A 12,811-nucleotide genomic window follows, 5' to 3' on the forward strand; every position below is an offset into this window, starting at 1 on the left:
TCCATCGGTCGGTTGCAATCAAATGTGATAATATTGTACCAATTTATCATCCGCGAATTGCGGTCGAGAACCTGAATGACGATTGCCATCGATACCTCACAGATCGCCGCGATGGCGACACAGATGCGAGAAGCCGTCAGTCGCGTGCAAGCGGCTGTCCCCAAGCCCGTGGCCGCTCCGGAAGCGGACGAGCATGCCGACTTCATGAAAATCTTCCAAGCCCAACTCGAGCAAGTCAGCGGGCTTGACCAGAAGGCCAAGGACCTCGGCGAACGCTTTGCGCTGGGCGACGACAGTGTCCACCTGTCGGACGTCATGATCGCCAGCCAGAAGGCCGGCATCGCCTTGCAGACCACGGTCCAGGTGCGCAACAAGCTGGTGTCCGCCTACCACGAGATCATGAACATGCAGGTCTGATTGCGCTCCAATAGATCTCATTTTAGCCTATATCAGGCTGTAACAAAAACTTCATATTTGACTGGCATGATTTGATCATAAACAGCTGGCAATCTGGCATTTGCTAAGTTGTTGACTGGATGTTTTGATCAAATTACTGGCTCATTTATGAATTTCATCCGGGAAATGAAGATCGGCACCCGTTTGGCGGCGAGTTTCAACTTGCTGCTGGTGCTCATGGCGGGCATCGCCTCGATCGGCATGTACTTCAACGAGCGCATGAGCGAGCGCATCCGGGTCGTATACGAGGACCGGGTGCTGCCGGTGCAGCAGTTGTCCTCGATCGACGACCGCATCCAGCGCAACCGCGTGCTGGTCATGAGCATGCTGATCAGCCCCGACCGCTCGACCGTCGAACGGCAGAGCGCGGAATTTGCCCGCAATCGCGAGTTCATCGACAAGACCTGGAAGGCCTTCCTGGCATTGCCGCAAACGGCGGTCGAGTCCAGCTTGATCCGCACGGTGCAACAACGGCTCGATACCTATTTCGGCGAGGGCCTGAACCCGGTGAACCAGGCCATGGTCGATGACCAGTACGATGAGGCGGCCGATCTCTACTTGCGCAAGCTCGTCCCGCTGGAGCCCCCGGTACGCGAAGTCATGGACCGACTGATCCAGCTCAAGATCGAGCAGTCCCAGCAGGAGTTCAAGGACTCGATGCAGGCCAAGCAGGTCGTGAACGGCATCATGGTCGTGGTGGCCTTGCTGGCGCTGGCCACGGGCGCCCTGCTGTCGTGGGTCATCACCCGCTCCATCACCGCGCCGATCGCTGACGCGGTGCGTGTCGCCAACATGGTCGCTAGCGGCGATCTGAGCGCCGACATCGAGGTGAAGGGGAAGGATGAAACGGCGAACATGCTGGCCGCGCTCAAGACGATGCATGACAACCTGCACGAGATCGTGCTGCAGGTGCGTCATGGCAGCGAGACCATCGCGCTCGGGTCCAAGGAAATCGCCACCGGCAGCGCCGCCCTCGCGCAACGAACCGAGGAGCAGGCGGCCAATCTCGAACAAACCTCGGCTGCCATGGCCGAAATCACCGAGATGGTCAGCCACAACGCGAATACCGCGCTGCAGGCGAGCAAACTGGCCCATGCCGCCAGCGGATCGGCCGTTCAGGGCGGCCAGGTGGTGGCTCAGGTGGTGGAAACCATGGAGCAGATCAGCCAGAGCAGCCGGCAGATTTCCGATATCACCTCGATCATCGACAGCATCGCGTTCCAGACCAATATCCTCGCGCTCAATGCCGCCGTCGAGGCCGCCCGTGCCGGCGAGCAGGGTCGTGGCTTCGCCGTCGTGGCCACCGAGGTGCGCAACCTGGCGCAGCGCAGCGCGGCAGCGGCGCGCGACATCAAGGTGCTGATCGCCGGCAGCGTGCAGCGCGTGGAGGCCGGCTCCCAGCTGGTGGCGCAAGCCGGCGAGAGCGTCACGGGCATCGTGCGCCAGGTCAGTAGCGTCGCCGAGCTGATCGAGCAGATGTCCCGCGCCGGCAGCGAGCAGTCCAGCGGCATTGATCAGGTCAGCCGGTCGGTGGCCGTGCTCGACGGCATGACCCAACACAACGCCGCGCTGGTCGAGGAAAGCGCGGCCGCCGCGGAAAGCCTCAAGCACCAGGCGGCGCACCTCGACGCCATGGTTCAGGTGTTCAAGGTCTCCGCCTAAGCGGTTTTCTGCGCCGGGGGCAGGGCGGCCTCGATCTGGTAGAGCCAGGCCAGCAGCTCGGCCACCACGCGATACAGCTCGGGCGGGATTTGCTGGTCCAGATCCACGTCCATCAGCAGCGCGACCAGTTCGCGCGACTCATGCACGTAGACGCCGTTCTGCCTGGCCAGCTCGATGATGCGTTCGGCCACGGCGCCCTTGCCGGACGCCACCACCTTGGGCGCGGCGCTGCCCGCCGTGTAGGCCAGCGCCACGGCGTTGCGCATGGCCTCAGGCGTGGGCATCGCGTTGCACCATGAAGCCATCCAGTGCCGTGCCAGTGGCCGCCAGCGCATCGTCCAGCCGCTGACGCTCGGCATGCAGCGTGGTGATCGCCACCTCGCGCTCGGCGCGGACCTGGAGTTGCACGCGCTGGCCCTGCAGTCGGATGCGGACATCGACCGGTCCGAGCTCGGGCAGTTCGAGCTTGAGTACCGTGTTCCAGGCCGCCGCCGCGACGCCCGGCTCTGCTGACCCGTTGCCGTTGCCGCGTCCGTCCTTGCTGACTTCCCATTGCAAGGGTTGGCCAGGCCAGAGCTCGCCTTGCCAGGCGAAATGACGTTGCTCCAGCGTGTCCAGTTGCAGCGGCACCTGGGCGCTGGCCTGCAGTCCGCTGGCTTGGGGCGAGTCGGTCTGGTTTTGCGGCTCCTGTCGGATCTGTGCCAGGCTGCGTTCTCCGTTGGCCCACTGGCGCAAATGCGATTCGTAGAACAGCCCGCTGCGCTCCAGCGCCTGTTGCAGCTGATTGGCCAGCTGGGGGGCTACCGGCTCTTGTGTGGCGGCCTGGTCGGGCAGCAGCGCGGCCTGTCCCACCACATGGTGGGGTTGCTGCGCCTGCTCGGCCTGGTGCAGCAACTGGTCGATCAGGCGTGCCGTGGGGCTCAGCGTGGTCGTCGTGGCCGGGTTGGGGTAGCCGATGCCGAAGGTCAGGCGCGGTTCGCGTGCCAGCAGCGTCAATTCGAGCTTGTCGCCCAGCTGGATGCCGGCGGGGAGTTGCATATGCACCTCCACGCCAGTCTGTACCGCCTGGGCGAACGGTGTCGTGGCTGGCTGGGTCACTCGAACCAGCCAGCTGCCGCTGCTCAAGCGGTCCATTACCTGGGCATTCAAGAACTTGCCCACGGCCATCTGTTCCAGCCGCGCCGAGCTGTCCTGGCGCGGATCGGCCACGGCCGCCATGCTGCGCACGGCTTGTGGCGCGGAGATGGGCGGGGCGCTGCTCGGGTTCAGTTGTACCGGCATTCAGCAGCCATGTCGGTTCAGAAGCTGCGGTTGTCGCCGTAAGCCTGCCGCAGCTTGCGCTGGGTCCCGACGTTGTGCATCAGCGCCTGCAGTTCGAGCATCCACGGCTGCGTGATGTTGCGGATGGCGCGGTCGTTGTTCAATATGGCCTGGATCAGCTGGCATCGCTGCTGCCGCTGGGGCTGGCTCAGGGACTGGCCGGCTGGCGTGGTCTTGAGCTGCTCGACTTCGCTCAGGAAGCGCGCGCCCAGAGCATCCAGTCGCTCCCAGTCATGCTCCCGGGCGGCTTCCAGCATCTCGTCGCTGATGTGCGAGACGGCCATGTATTGCGACAGCATTTGATCGGCGGTGTCCATCGGTCAGGTCAGGGCAGGGGTGTCCATCTGGGTTTTCGGGTCGATCGCATCCCAGGCCGACTTCAGGTCGGCCAACAGCCGGTAGACTTCCTGCAGCAGCGCGGGATCGTTTTTCAGGTGCGCCTCGGCCAGACGCTCGCCCATGTAGAGGTAGAGCGCATTGAGATTATCCGCCAGTTCGCCGCCTTCCTTGAGCTTGAGGCTGGCGCGCAGGCCCTGGTTGATGATGTTCATGGCATGGCTGATGGCCTTGCCTTTTTCGGCAATTTCTCCGGCCTTCATGTGCTTTTCGGCCTTCACGATGGCCAGCAGCGCACCATCGAACAGCATGGCAATCAGCTTGTGTGGGCTGGCCGAGATGACGCCCGTTTCGAGGCCCACCTTGGCGTAGGCTTGTGCGGCATTGCGATTTCCAAACATCAGCGGTTCTCTTGTTTTATCAGCCCAGAGCGGCCAGCTGCTGGGTCAGGTAGTTGGCGGTGGAGTTCATCTTCGACATGAGGGAATCGAGCGCGTTGAACTGCTTCTGGTATTGCGCCTGCAGCGTGTCCAAGTGCATCTGCTCGCGCAACTGGGCACTGCTGAGCCTTTTCAGGCTGCTGTTGATGCCCTCGGTGCGCGCGGTCAAGCTACCATTGTTACCGAGGAAGTCTGCCGCCAATTGGTCGAGTTGAGCCGCAAAACCCCGGCTGAAATTGATATTGCCCCTCGGACCCGTGGTGCCGCCCGATACCGTGATCTTGAGTCCGGCCGCGGCATCGCCCGTGGCTGCGGTCAATGTCTGGCCGCTGCCGATCGCCGCCACGCCGTTGATGGTGCCCATCAGCGCCGTTCCCTGGGTGGCCGTGCCGCTGCCGCCCAGCACCGTGCTGGCGGCGTTGCCCGCCAGGTTGACGCTGGAGCTGGCGCTGTAGCGGCTGGAGGTCAGACTGAGCACGCCGTTGCTGTCCGCGCTCACGCTGACGGCCGATCCCACGCTCGTGAAGGCCGTGGTGCCGTTGATGCGGGTTTGGATTTCGGCCGCCAGGGCCGCAGCCGAGGCATAGCTGCCTGGCGTCAGGGTGATGCTGGCGTTGATGTTGTCCAGCGTCACGTTCAGCGTGTCGTTGCTGCCCGCGGCAATGGTCAGCCCGGCCGCGCCTTGGCCGACCAGGCTGCCTTGCGTCGCCAGCTGGCTCACGTCCACGGCGTAATTGCCCGCCAGCGTGCCGCTGGTGCTGCCGGTGTAGCGGATCTGGCTGTCCGAGCTGCTGCCGTTGGCGGCAAACAGGCTGGACAGCTGGCTGAAATTGGTCTCGATCGCCGTTTGCAGCTTGGTTTTTCCCGTGCTGCTGTTGACCTTGGTGTTCAGGGCCAGCGTGCCGTCGGTCTGTGTTTCCACGCCAATCTGATTGAGCAGGGTGAAGCTGCTGGCGCCGCCCGTCAATTGCGCGCTGATGATGCCGCGCAATTGACTGCGCATCACGCGGATGGTCGAGTCACCATGCAGCGCGCCGGCTTTCTTGGTCGCCGGATCGTATTTCGACAGGTCCTGCAGCGACTTGTCGATCTTGTTGTAGGCATCGACAAAACCCGTCACCGCCTTGGTCACCGCCTCCGTGTCATAGGCCACCGCCAGACTGGTCGGGCTGCCGAGATTGGTCTTCTTCAGGTTGAGGGTGACGCCCGGCACCACGTCGCTCACGCTGTTGCTGGCCTTTTTCACAAGGACGCCGTTGACTGTCAGCTCGGCGCTTTGGGCCTCGGAGGTCTGCTCCATGCTTTTGGTGCCGGCCGGGTCGTAGGCCAGCAGGCTGGACAGGGTCGCGTCACCGCTGACACCGATGCGCATGCTGTTGGCTTCGCCCGTGCTGCTGCTGCTGAGCGTCAGGCGATAAGGCTGGTTGCTGCCGTCGTTGACGATGGTGGCGGTCACGCCCATGCCGGCGGCATTGATGGCATCACGAATGCCCGTCAGCGTGTTGTTGCTGGAGTCAATGGTGAGCGTCTTGCCGCCCAGCCCGTTGGGTGTGAAGCTGGTGGTGCCGTTGCTGGTACTTGTGGTGCCAAAGTCGAACGTCAGCGTGCCCGAGCCCACCACGGCACTGGCATTGGTCTGTCCGGCGCCGACCAGGGTCTGCGCTTGCGCCAGTTTTCTTACCTCCACCGAATAGTTGCCCGGCACCGCGCCAACGCCCCCGGTGGCGCTCAGCACGGTGTCATCGACCGGCTTGGCGGTGACGGTCGCCAGCTTGGCCGGATCGGTCAGCGCGGACAGGGCCGTGCGAAACTGCGACAGCCCGCTCGAAATCGTGCCGTAGGCCGATAATTGCGCCTGGTAGGCGGTTTGCTTGGTGGTCAGCGCGTTCATCGGCCCTTGCGAGGCCTTCATCAACTGCGTGACGATGGCGCTCACATCCAGGCCAGAGCCGATACCTGCAGAAACCAGTGTTGCCATGGTGTTGCCTCCTTGGCCCAGATGTCAGGCCCGTTCCAGGCCTTCAAGCCTTGGTGTTGAGAATGATGCCCTGATTCTTGCTCATGGCCTGGCTCCAGGCCAGCGCCTCCTCATTGGGAATCTGCCGGATGACTTGGTCATTCTTGGTGTCCATCACCTTGATCACGACCTGGCCACTGCCGTCATCGACGCTGAAGCGCACCGAGGTGTTCGCGGGGTCCAGCTGCTGGTTGAGTTTTTCAGCGACTTTTTGCGCATCCTGGGCCGTGAGGCTGCCGCTCTCGGGCTTGCCCGCCGCGCTGGCGGGGTGGTCGGACTGGGGCTTGTCTGTCGCGGCGGTAGCGGCCGTGGCGGTAGCGGCCGTGGCCGGCTTGGGTGTGCTCACCGGCGCCAGCTGCTGGGCCGCCGGCGCCGCTGCGGGCAATGAGCTGACGGGGGTAATCGACATGGTTCGACCTTCGGGTCAAAGGGATGAAGAAAAAACCCGCGCCGCGAGCGGTGCCCAGGGCGCGGGAGAGGCCAGTACGGATCAGACGGCCAGGCCGTCTGAAGTCCGGATTTAGCGCAGCAGAGCCATCACGCCGTTGGGCAGCTGGTTGGCCTGCGACAGCATGGCCATGCCCGCCTGTTGCAGAATCTGGCCGCGCGACATGTTGGCGGTTTCAGCCGCGAAGTCGGCATCCATGATGCGGCTCTTGGCGGCCGACTGGTTTTCGACCGAGACTTGCAGGGTCGAAATCACCGAGGTCAGGCGGTTTTGCACGGCGCCGTCCTTGATGGCTGCCTCGTTGACGGACTTCAGTGCGGCGTCAATCGCGTCAATGGCCGCGGTGGCGCTGGCTGCGGTGGCACTGGCTGCATCGGTTCCGAGGGTGATTGCCGACGAGGTGGCGGCAGCCACGGCGCCAGTCGCCATGTTGTTGATATTGATGGTGATGGTGTCGTTGGCCCCCGTGCTGTCTCCGATTTGGAAGGAGAATGCAACACTGGTGTCTGCAGCGGCGCCTGACAGCAGGCTCTGACCGTTGAACTTGGTGTTTTGCGTGACACGGGTGATCTCTTCTTGCAGCTGAGAGAACTCGGTGTTCAGCGACACACGGTCTTCACTCGTGTTGGTGTCGTTGGCGGCTTGCACGGCCAGTTCACGCATGCGCTGCAGGCTGCTCTGGATCTGGCTCATCGCGCCGTCGGCGGTCTGCGTCAGCGAGATCGCATCGTTGGCGTTGCGGATCGCGACGTTCTGGCCGCGGATCTTGCTGTCCATGTTGCTGGCGATGGCGAAGCCGGCCGCGTCGTCCTTGGCGCTCTGCACACGCAGACCCGAGGACAGGCGGCTCATGGCCGTTTGCTGTGCGGTTTGCGAAGTAGACAGATTGCGCTGGGTTTGCAGCGCTGCCAAGTTGGTGTTGATATAGGAAGACATGAAGGTTCTCCTTGAGCTAGGGACTTAGAACATCGGGCTGGTAGGCCCTTCAACTTTGGTCTGCCTGAGCGATCTGACCGCTGTTATGTGGGTTAACGAGTGCGCGCCGGAAAACTTGAGGCGGTTTTTGAAGTTTTTTCAAAAAGTGGCGGCTTCCGGTGCCCATGAAACCAGCCCGGCGCGAATGACGGCCAGGTTGTGCGCGGCCAGGTGACTCCCGCGTCCTGCCACGCTGCCTGCCAGTTCGGGGCGTTCACCAATTTCCAGGCAGCGCTGCCAGGCGGCCTCGGCCAAGGGCAACCAGTGCGCCTGGGCCTGTTCGGGGTGGCGCAAGGCGCATGCCAGCAACAGGTTGCCCAGGGTGAAGAAGAAGTCGGGCGAATCGACCCAGTCTGGCATCAGCGCTTCAGCGTTCGACAAGGCTTCGTCCAGTTGGCCCGCCTGCGTCAGGCAGTGCAGTGTCCTGACCACGAGGTCATGGCGGTAGCCAGCGCCCACCGGCAGTCGGATACAGGCTTGCCGGTAATGCGTGTAAGCGGCGTCATGTTCACCATAAATCTCGCAGTCCTTGCCCAACTGGTAATGCAGGTAAGCATCGTCGGGAGCCTCCTGCAAGGCTTGCTGCAGCAGCGCGCGGTTGCGCCCCTGCTTGCTGGCCAGCCGGGCGCGGGTATAGCCGTCATGTCCCAGCACCAGGGGCAACCGGGTGCGCGGCAGGGGCGACACCGGCTGTTCGTGGATGCGGCCCGCGTAACGCACACCACGCGGCAGCAGGCGGGGAATCCAGGCGTGGCTCTGTGCGGTGCTGCCGTTGAGGTCGAAGTCGTTGCGCACGCACACCACTCCCAACATGGGCGTGCACAGGGTGTCGCGCAGGCCCTCGGCGCCGCTGACTATCCATTCGTCGGCATCCATGATCAGGTGCCAGTCGGCATCCGCCAGTTCCAGTGCGGCATTGCGCGCGCGGGCAAAGTCGTCTGGCCAGGGCAGATGATGCACCTCGGCGCCGCAGGCCTGGGCAATGGCTGTGGTGTCATCCGTGGAGCCGGTGTCCAGCACCACCATGCGATCGACCCAGGCGCGGGCGCTGTCCAGGCAGCGCGCGATGCAGCGCGCTTCGTCGCGGGCCAGCACCACCAGCGCCAGTTGGGAGGAGGGGGCTGTAGGCATGGTTTTATCGCGCAGTGGTTTGGGAAGGCGGGTTTCAGACATCGAGACGGATATCCAGGTGCGTGGGCGGCAGGCCCGCCTGCCGTCTGGCGTGCATGGCACGGTAGGCGGTTTCCAGTGCGCGGGTGGTCTTTTCGGTGTTGAACAAGTCGCAAGTCAGGCGGTTGGCCTGCAAACGCGCCTTCAGTTCGGCCAGTCGCCCGGGTTCGGTCGCCAGTTGCAACGCCAGTCGTTCGTATTCAGCCCAGTCGGAGGCAATGAGCTCGGGCAGTCCGGCCGACGTGAGCAGGCTGGCCGCTACCCGTGCCGCGAAGGCTTCGCCTGGGCAGGTCAGCAGGGGCAAGCCCGCCCACAGGGCATCGCTGGCGGTGGTGTGCGCGTTGATGGGCAGGGTGTCCAGGAACAGATCGGCATGGCAATGCCGCGCCAGGTGCAATTCCGGCAATTGTCGCGGGGCGAAAACCAGTCGTGTCGGGTCGACGCCGCGTTGCGTCGCTTCCTTGCGCAGATTCCTCACGGCATCGTCGTTGTCGTGCAGCAACCACAACACGCTGTGCGCTACCTGTTGCAGCAAACGCATCCAGATGGAAAAAACCTGGGGAGTTATCTTGTAGCTGTTGTTGAAGCAGCAGAAAACAAAACCTGCTGGAGGCAAGCCATGTGCTTCACGCGTACCTGATTTCTCGGCAATCTGCCGTTCATTGTTGTTGATCTGGTAGCTTGTTGGCAGTCGTACTATCTTTTCACTGTAAAAATCTTCATGGCCTTTGGGCGTCACTACATCATCTGAAATGATGTAATCCATGAAGTCCACGCCCATTGTTCCAGGGAATCCCAGATAGCTCACCTGCACTGGAGACGGTCGATAGGCGAATATTTCGGTCCGGGAGTTCTTGGTGTAGCCTTTGAGGTCTATCAGGATGTCTATTTCCAAACCCTTGATTTTTTCTGCAATTTCATGGTTGGACAGATCTGCGACTTCATGGTAGGAGTCAAAATTCCGACGAATGCGCTCGGTGATCTCGTCATTCCTGTTTTTCAGCAGGGATATTCCAATTATTTCGAAACCTGATCTATCGTGTGTCTTGAAAAGCTTTTCTATCAATATGGCGGTTGCATGGTTGTGATAGTCTGATGAAACATAGCCTATGCGTATTTTTGATCTTGTGATTGGCTCGAATGCGTGGTCCTTCCTGGTTTTTTCTCGATATTGCTCTCCCCAGAAATTCGCACACTTGATTTGATCGCTGCCTGAATCCGTGATGTTCAGGAAAAAGAATGGATTCTCTACTGATTTCTTGTTCGCGATCAGGTCAATCAGGTATTGGTTGTCTTCTTCAAAATGAGTCCAGTCGCATCCTTTATGGCGGTTGCCGACGATGGTGCTCATCAGCGCAGTCCGGTTGGGATCCAATGCCAAGGCTCGGCAATAAGCATTCCCGGCGCTGCTGAATAGCGTGAGTTCCGATAGGATTTCCCCCAGGCTGATATATGAAATGGCGTTTCTGGGTTCTATTTTTATGGCGCTCATGATGTCCTGGGCTGCCAGCTCCCAATTATATATCTTGGCGAATGAAAGGCCGCGTTTTTGGTATAGATTGGCTGACTCCGGCTTCAAGGCGATGAGGAGGCTCAGTTTTTCGATGGCATCCTGATATTGCTGCAATGCAAAGAACGAATCAATTTGAAACTCCAATGCCTTGACGTAATTCTTGTCTGCCTCTGGAATTCTTGAGAATGCTTCTATGGCTTCCCTGTGTTTTTTCTGTGCGGTCAGGGATAGGCCCAGCAAATAGTTACCCAGTTCACTTTTCTTGTTTTTCGTGATTGTTTCCAGGATGTCTTGGGCTGCGTTGTTTTCCTTGAGGCTCAAGAGTGCATGAGCGTATTTTAGTTGTTTTTCTTCGCTTGTTTTTTTGTCATGGATCAACTTGTTGATGTATTTTATGGCTTGTGTTGTATTTCTTGTTTCGAGATATATTTCGATCAGGAATTCTTGTGCAATTTCATTGCCTGGTGATTTTCTCAAGACTTTCAGATATCCGACTTCAGCTTCCTTTAACCTGCCTGCCCGATGGTTTTCCAGTGCGGATTTGAGTTCGATATTTAATTTGTTGGAATTCATTTCATTCGATGGATGGTTTGACTTGCGGGGCTCGGCACCGTGGCAGGATCAGCTTGAGAATATGGATTTAATATTTATTTGAAAATCATTGACCCGGGCGTGTTAGCCATGTTGGCCATGGGTGAGGTCGATGTGCGACAGCTTTTCCCGGATGTGCCCAAGGTACTGCAGGAGCTTGGACAAGTGCATGCGACCACGGTGTAGGCCTGGGGGGCATGCTGCACCGCTCCGGACGGGATGGGGTACGCGGCTACAGATCCGCGTGAGGGGCGCCGGTGCTGGCCGCGTCGAGCCAGCCCTTGGCTTGAGCTGGCCGATGGTCTCGGCCATCAGATCGCCACAGGTCATCCAGCGGATCACTGGAAAATGCCGCAGCCTTCATCAGAAAACTCAGGTCAACAGCCCGGAACGGGATGTATCCTGTCTTCAACGCGATTCGGTGACTTATGCCGCATGATCGGGTTGGTGGCTTTTTTCTTGAAATTGATTCGATGTGTTTATTATCGCCAGAAGAGAGATCCTGTTAAAGAACCATATTCCTTCCATTTTCCATTTCGTGTATTTCTTGATGGTATTTTCCAACGTGTAGGGGGTGTACCAGCAGTTGTGGTCCGGATGTACTACTTCCACGAAGGTTTGAGTGCTTTTTATGTAATCGAAATGATTCTTCTGGCACTGGTAGGCGTCCGGTACCGTGATTACAATGCAGGGCGATTTTAATGTTTTCAGCTGGTCCAGGAACCCACTGACATCGGATACATGTTCCATGACTTCTGGCACCAGTACGAGATCATATTCGTCCTTGATGTCGTCGAATCGAGAGTAAAGATTTCCTTTTGTGTAGGGTGCGAGGGCGGATATGGCTTCTGCATGAATGTCATACCCATCCAGTTTTTCGCAGCAGGATTCCAGTGCGACATGAAGGGATGTCGCAGGGTTCGTGATGGGCCAGTCAGCACATCCAATATGCAGCACTCGGCGTCCTTCGCACAGTTTCTTGAATACATCAAAGCGGCTTACGTCAACAAGTTCATTGCTGACGCTGACGCGCTGCACGAAGTATGGATCGTGCCTTGATTCCAGTGGTGAGGTATCGATTCCTCTTGTTTTTTCTGGTATCGAAGAATTGTTTTCTTTTGTAGGTGCTTCGGATTCCGCCTGGTTCTTGGCTGTATTCTTATCCTGCTCCGGCATGTTGAATTCCTGGAGGTGTATTTCACCATAGGATTTCCTGGTGCTGCCCCACATTTGATGGGCATATACTGGTCCGGATCCCTGGTATTTTAATCCGCTGTAATGCTCTGGAATGAAATAGTGGCTGGGGTAGATGCGTAATGCATGGTATTGGTGGCGACGATAGGAATCTGTCAGGCGCTGGGGACCGACTGTCTTCCATGCCATGTCGTTGACAACCGAGGGTGCGTCGTGAATATCCAATATTATCTTGCCAATGAACGGATTTTCAGGTATGCTGCCAACATACCCGGCTGCTATCAGGCCTGGTCGCGCCATTTCGCTTTCCCAGCACGCAAAGGCCTCGCAGTCAAGTAGTTCATCTTCCAGTGCGCGAATGCAAATGCTGTCTGCATCCAAGACGATTCCGCCTTCTGCATAAAGAATCTCCCATCGCATCATGTCGGCAACGCCATTCAATTCGCGTTGGTACATCTGCCGCATATGGTCTGAATTGACCCATAGGTTTTCATTGAGTTGGGTGTTTCCCCAGATTTTCACCTGATACTCTGGATTAAGAATGGCCCAAGTGTTGATGCAGTTGTCAGGGCGTTTGGTTTCGTCCCCAACCCATATGAAGTGAAGAATTTTTGGAATCATTTCTGAGAATTTATTGGGATAACTGATCTTGCTGGCAGCTGCATTGATCTGGTATGGTTGGTATCGAA

12 protein-coding genes are annotated in these 12,811 nt (G+C 59.3%); 2 read left to right on the plus strand and 10 right to left on the minus strand.

All coding sequences use genetic code 11. The features are described 5' to 3' along the window. Nucleotides 1-75: 75 nt before the first annotated feature. Nucleotides 76-417 carry a flagellar hook-basal body complex protein FliE gene (gene fliE, locus PHR85_RS01715; protein WP_300049677.1) on the plus strand — a complete coding sequence of 114 codons (342 nt, stop codon included), beginning with the start codon at nt 76-78 and terminating at the stop codon, nt 415-417. Nucleotides 418-582: 165 nt separating this feature from the next. Beyond that, a complete protein-coding gene (locus PHR85_RS01720; RefSeq protein ID WP_300049679.1) occupies nt 583-2,118 on the plus strand; it encodes a methyl-accepting chemotaxis protein in 1,536 nt (511 codons plus the stop codon). On the opposite strand, the gene PHR85_RS01725 is transcribed toward PHR85_RS01720, so the two are convergent. The 10 genes from PHR85_RS01725 to PHR85_RS01770 all read right to left on the minus strand — a co-directional run bounded on the left by PHR85_RS01725 (nt 2,115) and on the right by PHR85_RS01770 (nt 12,743). Continuing rightward, entirely contained in the window at nt 2,115-2,402 is a 288-nt protein-coding gene (locus PHR85_RS01725; RefSeq protein ID WP_300049681.1) for an EscU/YscU/HrcU family type III secretion system export apparatus switch protein, read from the minus strand. The genes PHR85_RS01720 and PHR85_RS01725 overlap by 4 nt on opposite strands. Then, nucleotides 2,389-3,399 (minus strand): flagellar hook-length control protein FliK, encoded by a 1,011-nt coding sequence (locus PHR85_RS01730; protein WP_300049683.1) that lies wholly within the window; start codon nt 3,397-3,399, stop codon nt 2,389-2,391. Before PHR85_RS01730 ends, PHR85_RS01725 begins: the two co-directional genes overlap by 14 nt. A gap of 17 nt (nt 3,400-3,416) precedes the next feature. Further along, a complete protein-coding gene (locus PHR85_RS01735; RefSeq protein ID WP_300049685.1) occupies nt 3,417-3,755 on the minus strand; it encodes a flagellar protein FliT in 339 nt (112 codons plus the stop codon). 3 nt (nt 3,756-3,758) lie between these two features. Further along, nucleotides 3,759-4,175: a flagellar export chaperone FliS gene (gene fliS / locus PHR85_RS01740; protein ID WP_300049687.1), complete on the minus strand. Its 417-nt coding sequence runs from the start codon at nt 4,173-4,175 to the stop codon at nt 3,759-3,761. Nucleotides 4,176-4,194: 19 nt separating this feature from the next. Then, nucleotides 4,195-6,192 (minus strand): flagellar filament capping protein FliD, encoded by a 1,998-nt coding sequence (gene fliD, locus PHR85_RS01745; RefSeq protein ID WP_300049689.1) that lies wholly within the window; start codon nt 6,190-6,192, stop codon nt 4,195-4,197. A 43-nt stretch (nt 6,193-6,235) separates the two neighbouring features. Then, nucleotides 6,236-6,640 (minus strand): flagellar protein FlaG, encoded by a 405-nt coding sequence (locus PHR85_RS01750; protein WP_300049690.1) that lies wholly within the window; start codon nt 6,638-6,640, stop codon nt 6,236-6,238. Between the two features lie 111 nt (nt 6,641-6,751). After that, nucleotides 6,752-7,615: a flagellin gene (locus tag PHR85_RS01755; RefSeq protein WP_300049692.1), complete on the minus strand. Its 864-nt coding sequence runs from the start codon at nt 7,613-7,615 to the stop codon at nt 6,752-6,754. A 138-nt stretch (nt 7,616-7,753) separates the two neighbouring features. Beyond that, entirely contained in the window at nt 7,754-8,785 is a 1,032-nt protein-coding gene (locus PHR85_RS01760) for a glycosyltransferase family 2 protein (RefSeq protein WP_300049694.1), read from the minus strand. Between the two features lie 34 nt (nt 8,786-8,819). After that, nucleotides 8,820-10,910 carry a tetratricopeptide repeat protein gene (locus PHR85_RS01765; RefSeq protein ID WP_300049696.1) on the minus strand — a complete coding sequence of 697 codons (2,091 nt, stop codon included), beginning with the start codon at nt 10,908-10,910 and terminating at the stop codon, nt 8,820-8,822. Between the two features lie 444 nt (nt 10,911-11,354). Continuing rightward, entirely contained in the window at nt 11,355-12,743 is a 1,389-nt protein-coding gene (locus PHR85_RS01770) for a glycosyltransferase (protein WP_300049698.1), read from the minus strand. Between the last annotated feature and the right edge of the window lie 68 nt (nt 12,744-12,811).

The sequence above is a fragment of the Malikia sp. genome (assembly GCF_028687635.1).
Taxonomy (GTDB): Bacteria; Pseudomonadota; Gammaproteobacteria; order Burkholderiales; family Burkholderiaceae_C; genus Malikia.

Excerpts from the sequence above, each read along its gene's own strand:
- fliE (WP_300049677.1), top strand. The coding sequence starts at position 76 with ATGACGATTGCCATCGATACCTCACAGATCGCCGCGATGGCGACACAG.
- PHR85_RS01720 (WP_300049679.1), top strand. The coding sequence starts at position 583 with ATGAAGATCGGCACCCGTTTGGCGGCGAGTTTCAACTTGCTGCTGGTG.
- PHR85_RS01725 (WP_300049681.1), bottom strand. The coding sequence starts at position 2,402 with ATGCCCACGCCTGAGGCCATGCGCAACGCCGTGGCGCTGGCCTACACG.
- PHR85_RS01730 (WP_300049683.1), bottom strand. The coding sequence starts at position 3,399 with ATGCCGGTACAACTGAACCCGAGCAGCGCCCCGCCCATCTCCGCGCCA.
- PHR85_RS01735 (WP_300049685.1), bottom strand. The coding sequence starts at position 3,755 with ATGGACACCGCCGATCAAATGCTGTCGCAATACATGGCCGTCTCGCAC.
- fliS (WP_300049687.1), bottom strand. The coding sequence starts at position 4,175 with ATGTTTGGAAATCGCAATGCCGCACAAGCCTACGCCAAGGTGGGCCTC.
- fliD (WP_300049689.1), bottom strand. The coding sequence starts at position 6,192 with ATGGCAACACTGGTTTCTGCAGGTATCGGCTCTGGCCTGGATGTGAGC.
- PHR85_RS01750 (WP_300049690.1), bottom strand. The coding sequence starts at position 6,640 with ATGTCGATTACCCCCGTCAGCTCATTGCCCGCAGCGGCGCCGGCGGCC.
- PHR85_RS01755 (WP_300049692.1), bottom strand. The coding sequence starts at position 7,615 with ATGTCTTCCTATATCAACACCAACTTGGCAGCGCTGCAAACCCAGCGC.
- PHR85_RS01760 (WP_300049694.1), bottom strand. The coding sequence starts at position 8,785 with ATGCCTACAGCCCCCTCCTCCCAACTGGCGCTGGTGGTGCTGGCCCGC.
- PHR85_RS01765 (WP_300049696.1), bottom strand. The coding sequence starts at position 10,910 with ATGAATTCCAACAAATTAAATATCGAACTCAAATCCGCACTGGAAAAC.
- PHR85_RS01770 (WP_300049698.1), bottom strand. The coding sequence starts at position 12,743 with ATGATTCCAAAAATTCTTCACTTCATATGGGTTGGGGACGAAACCAAA.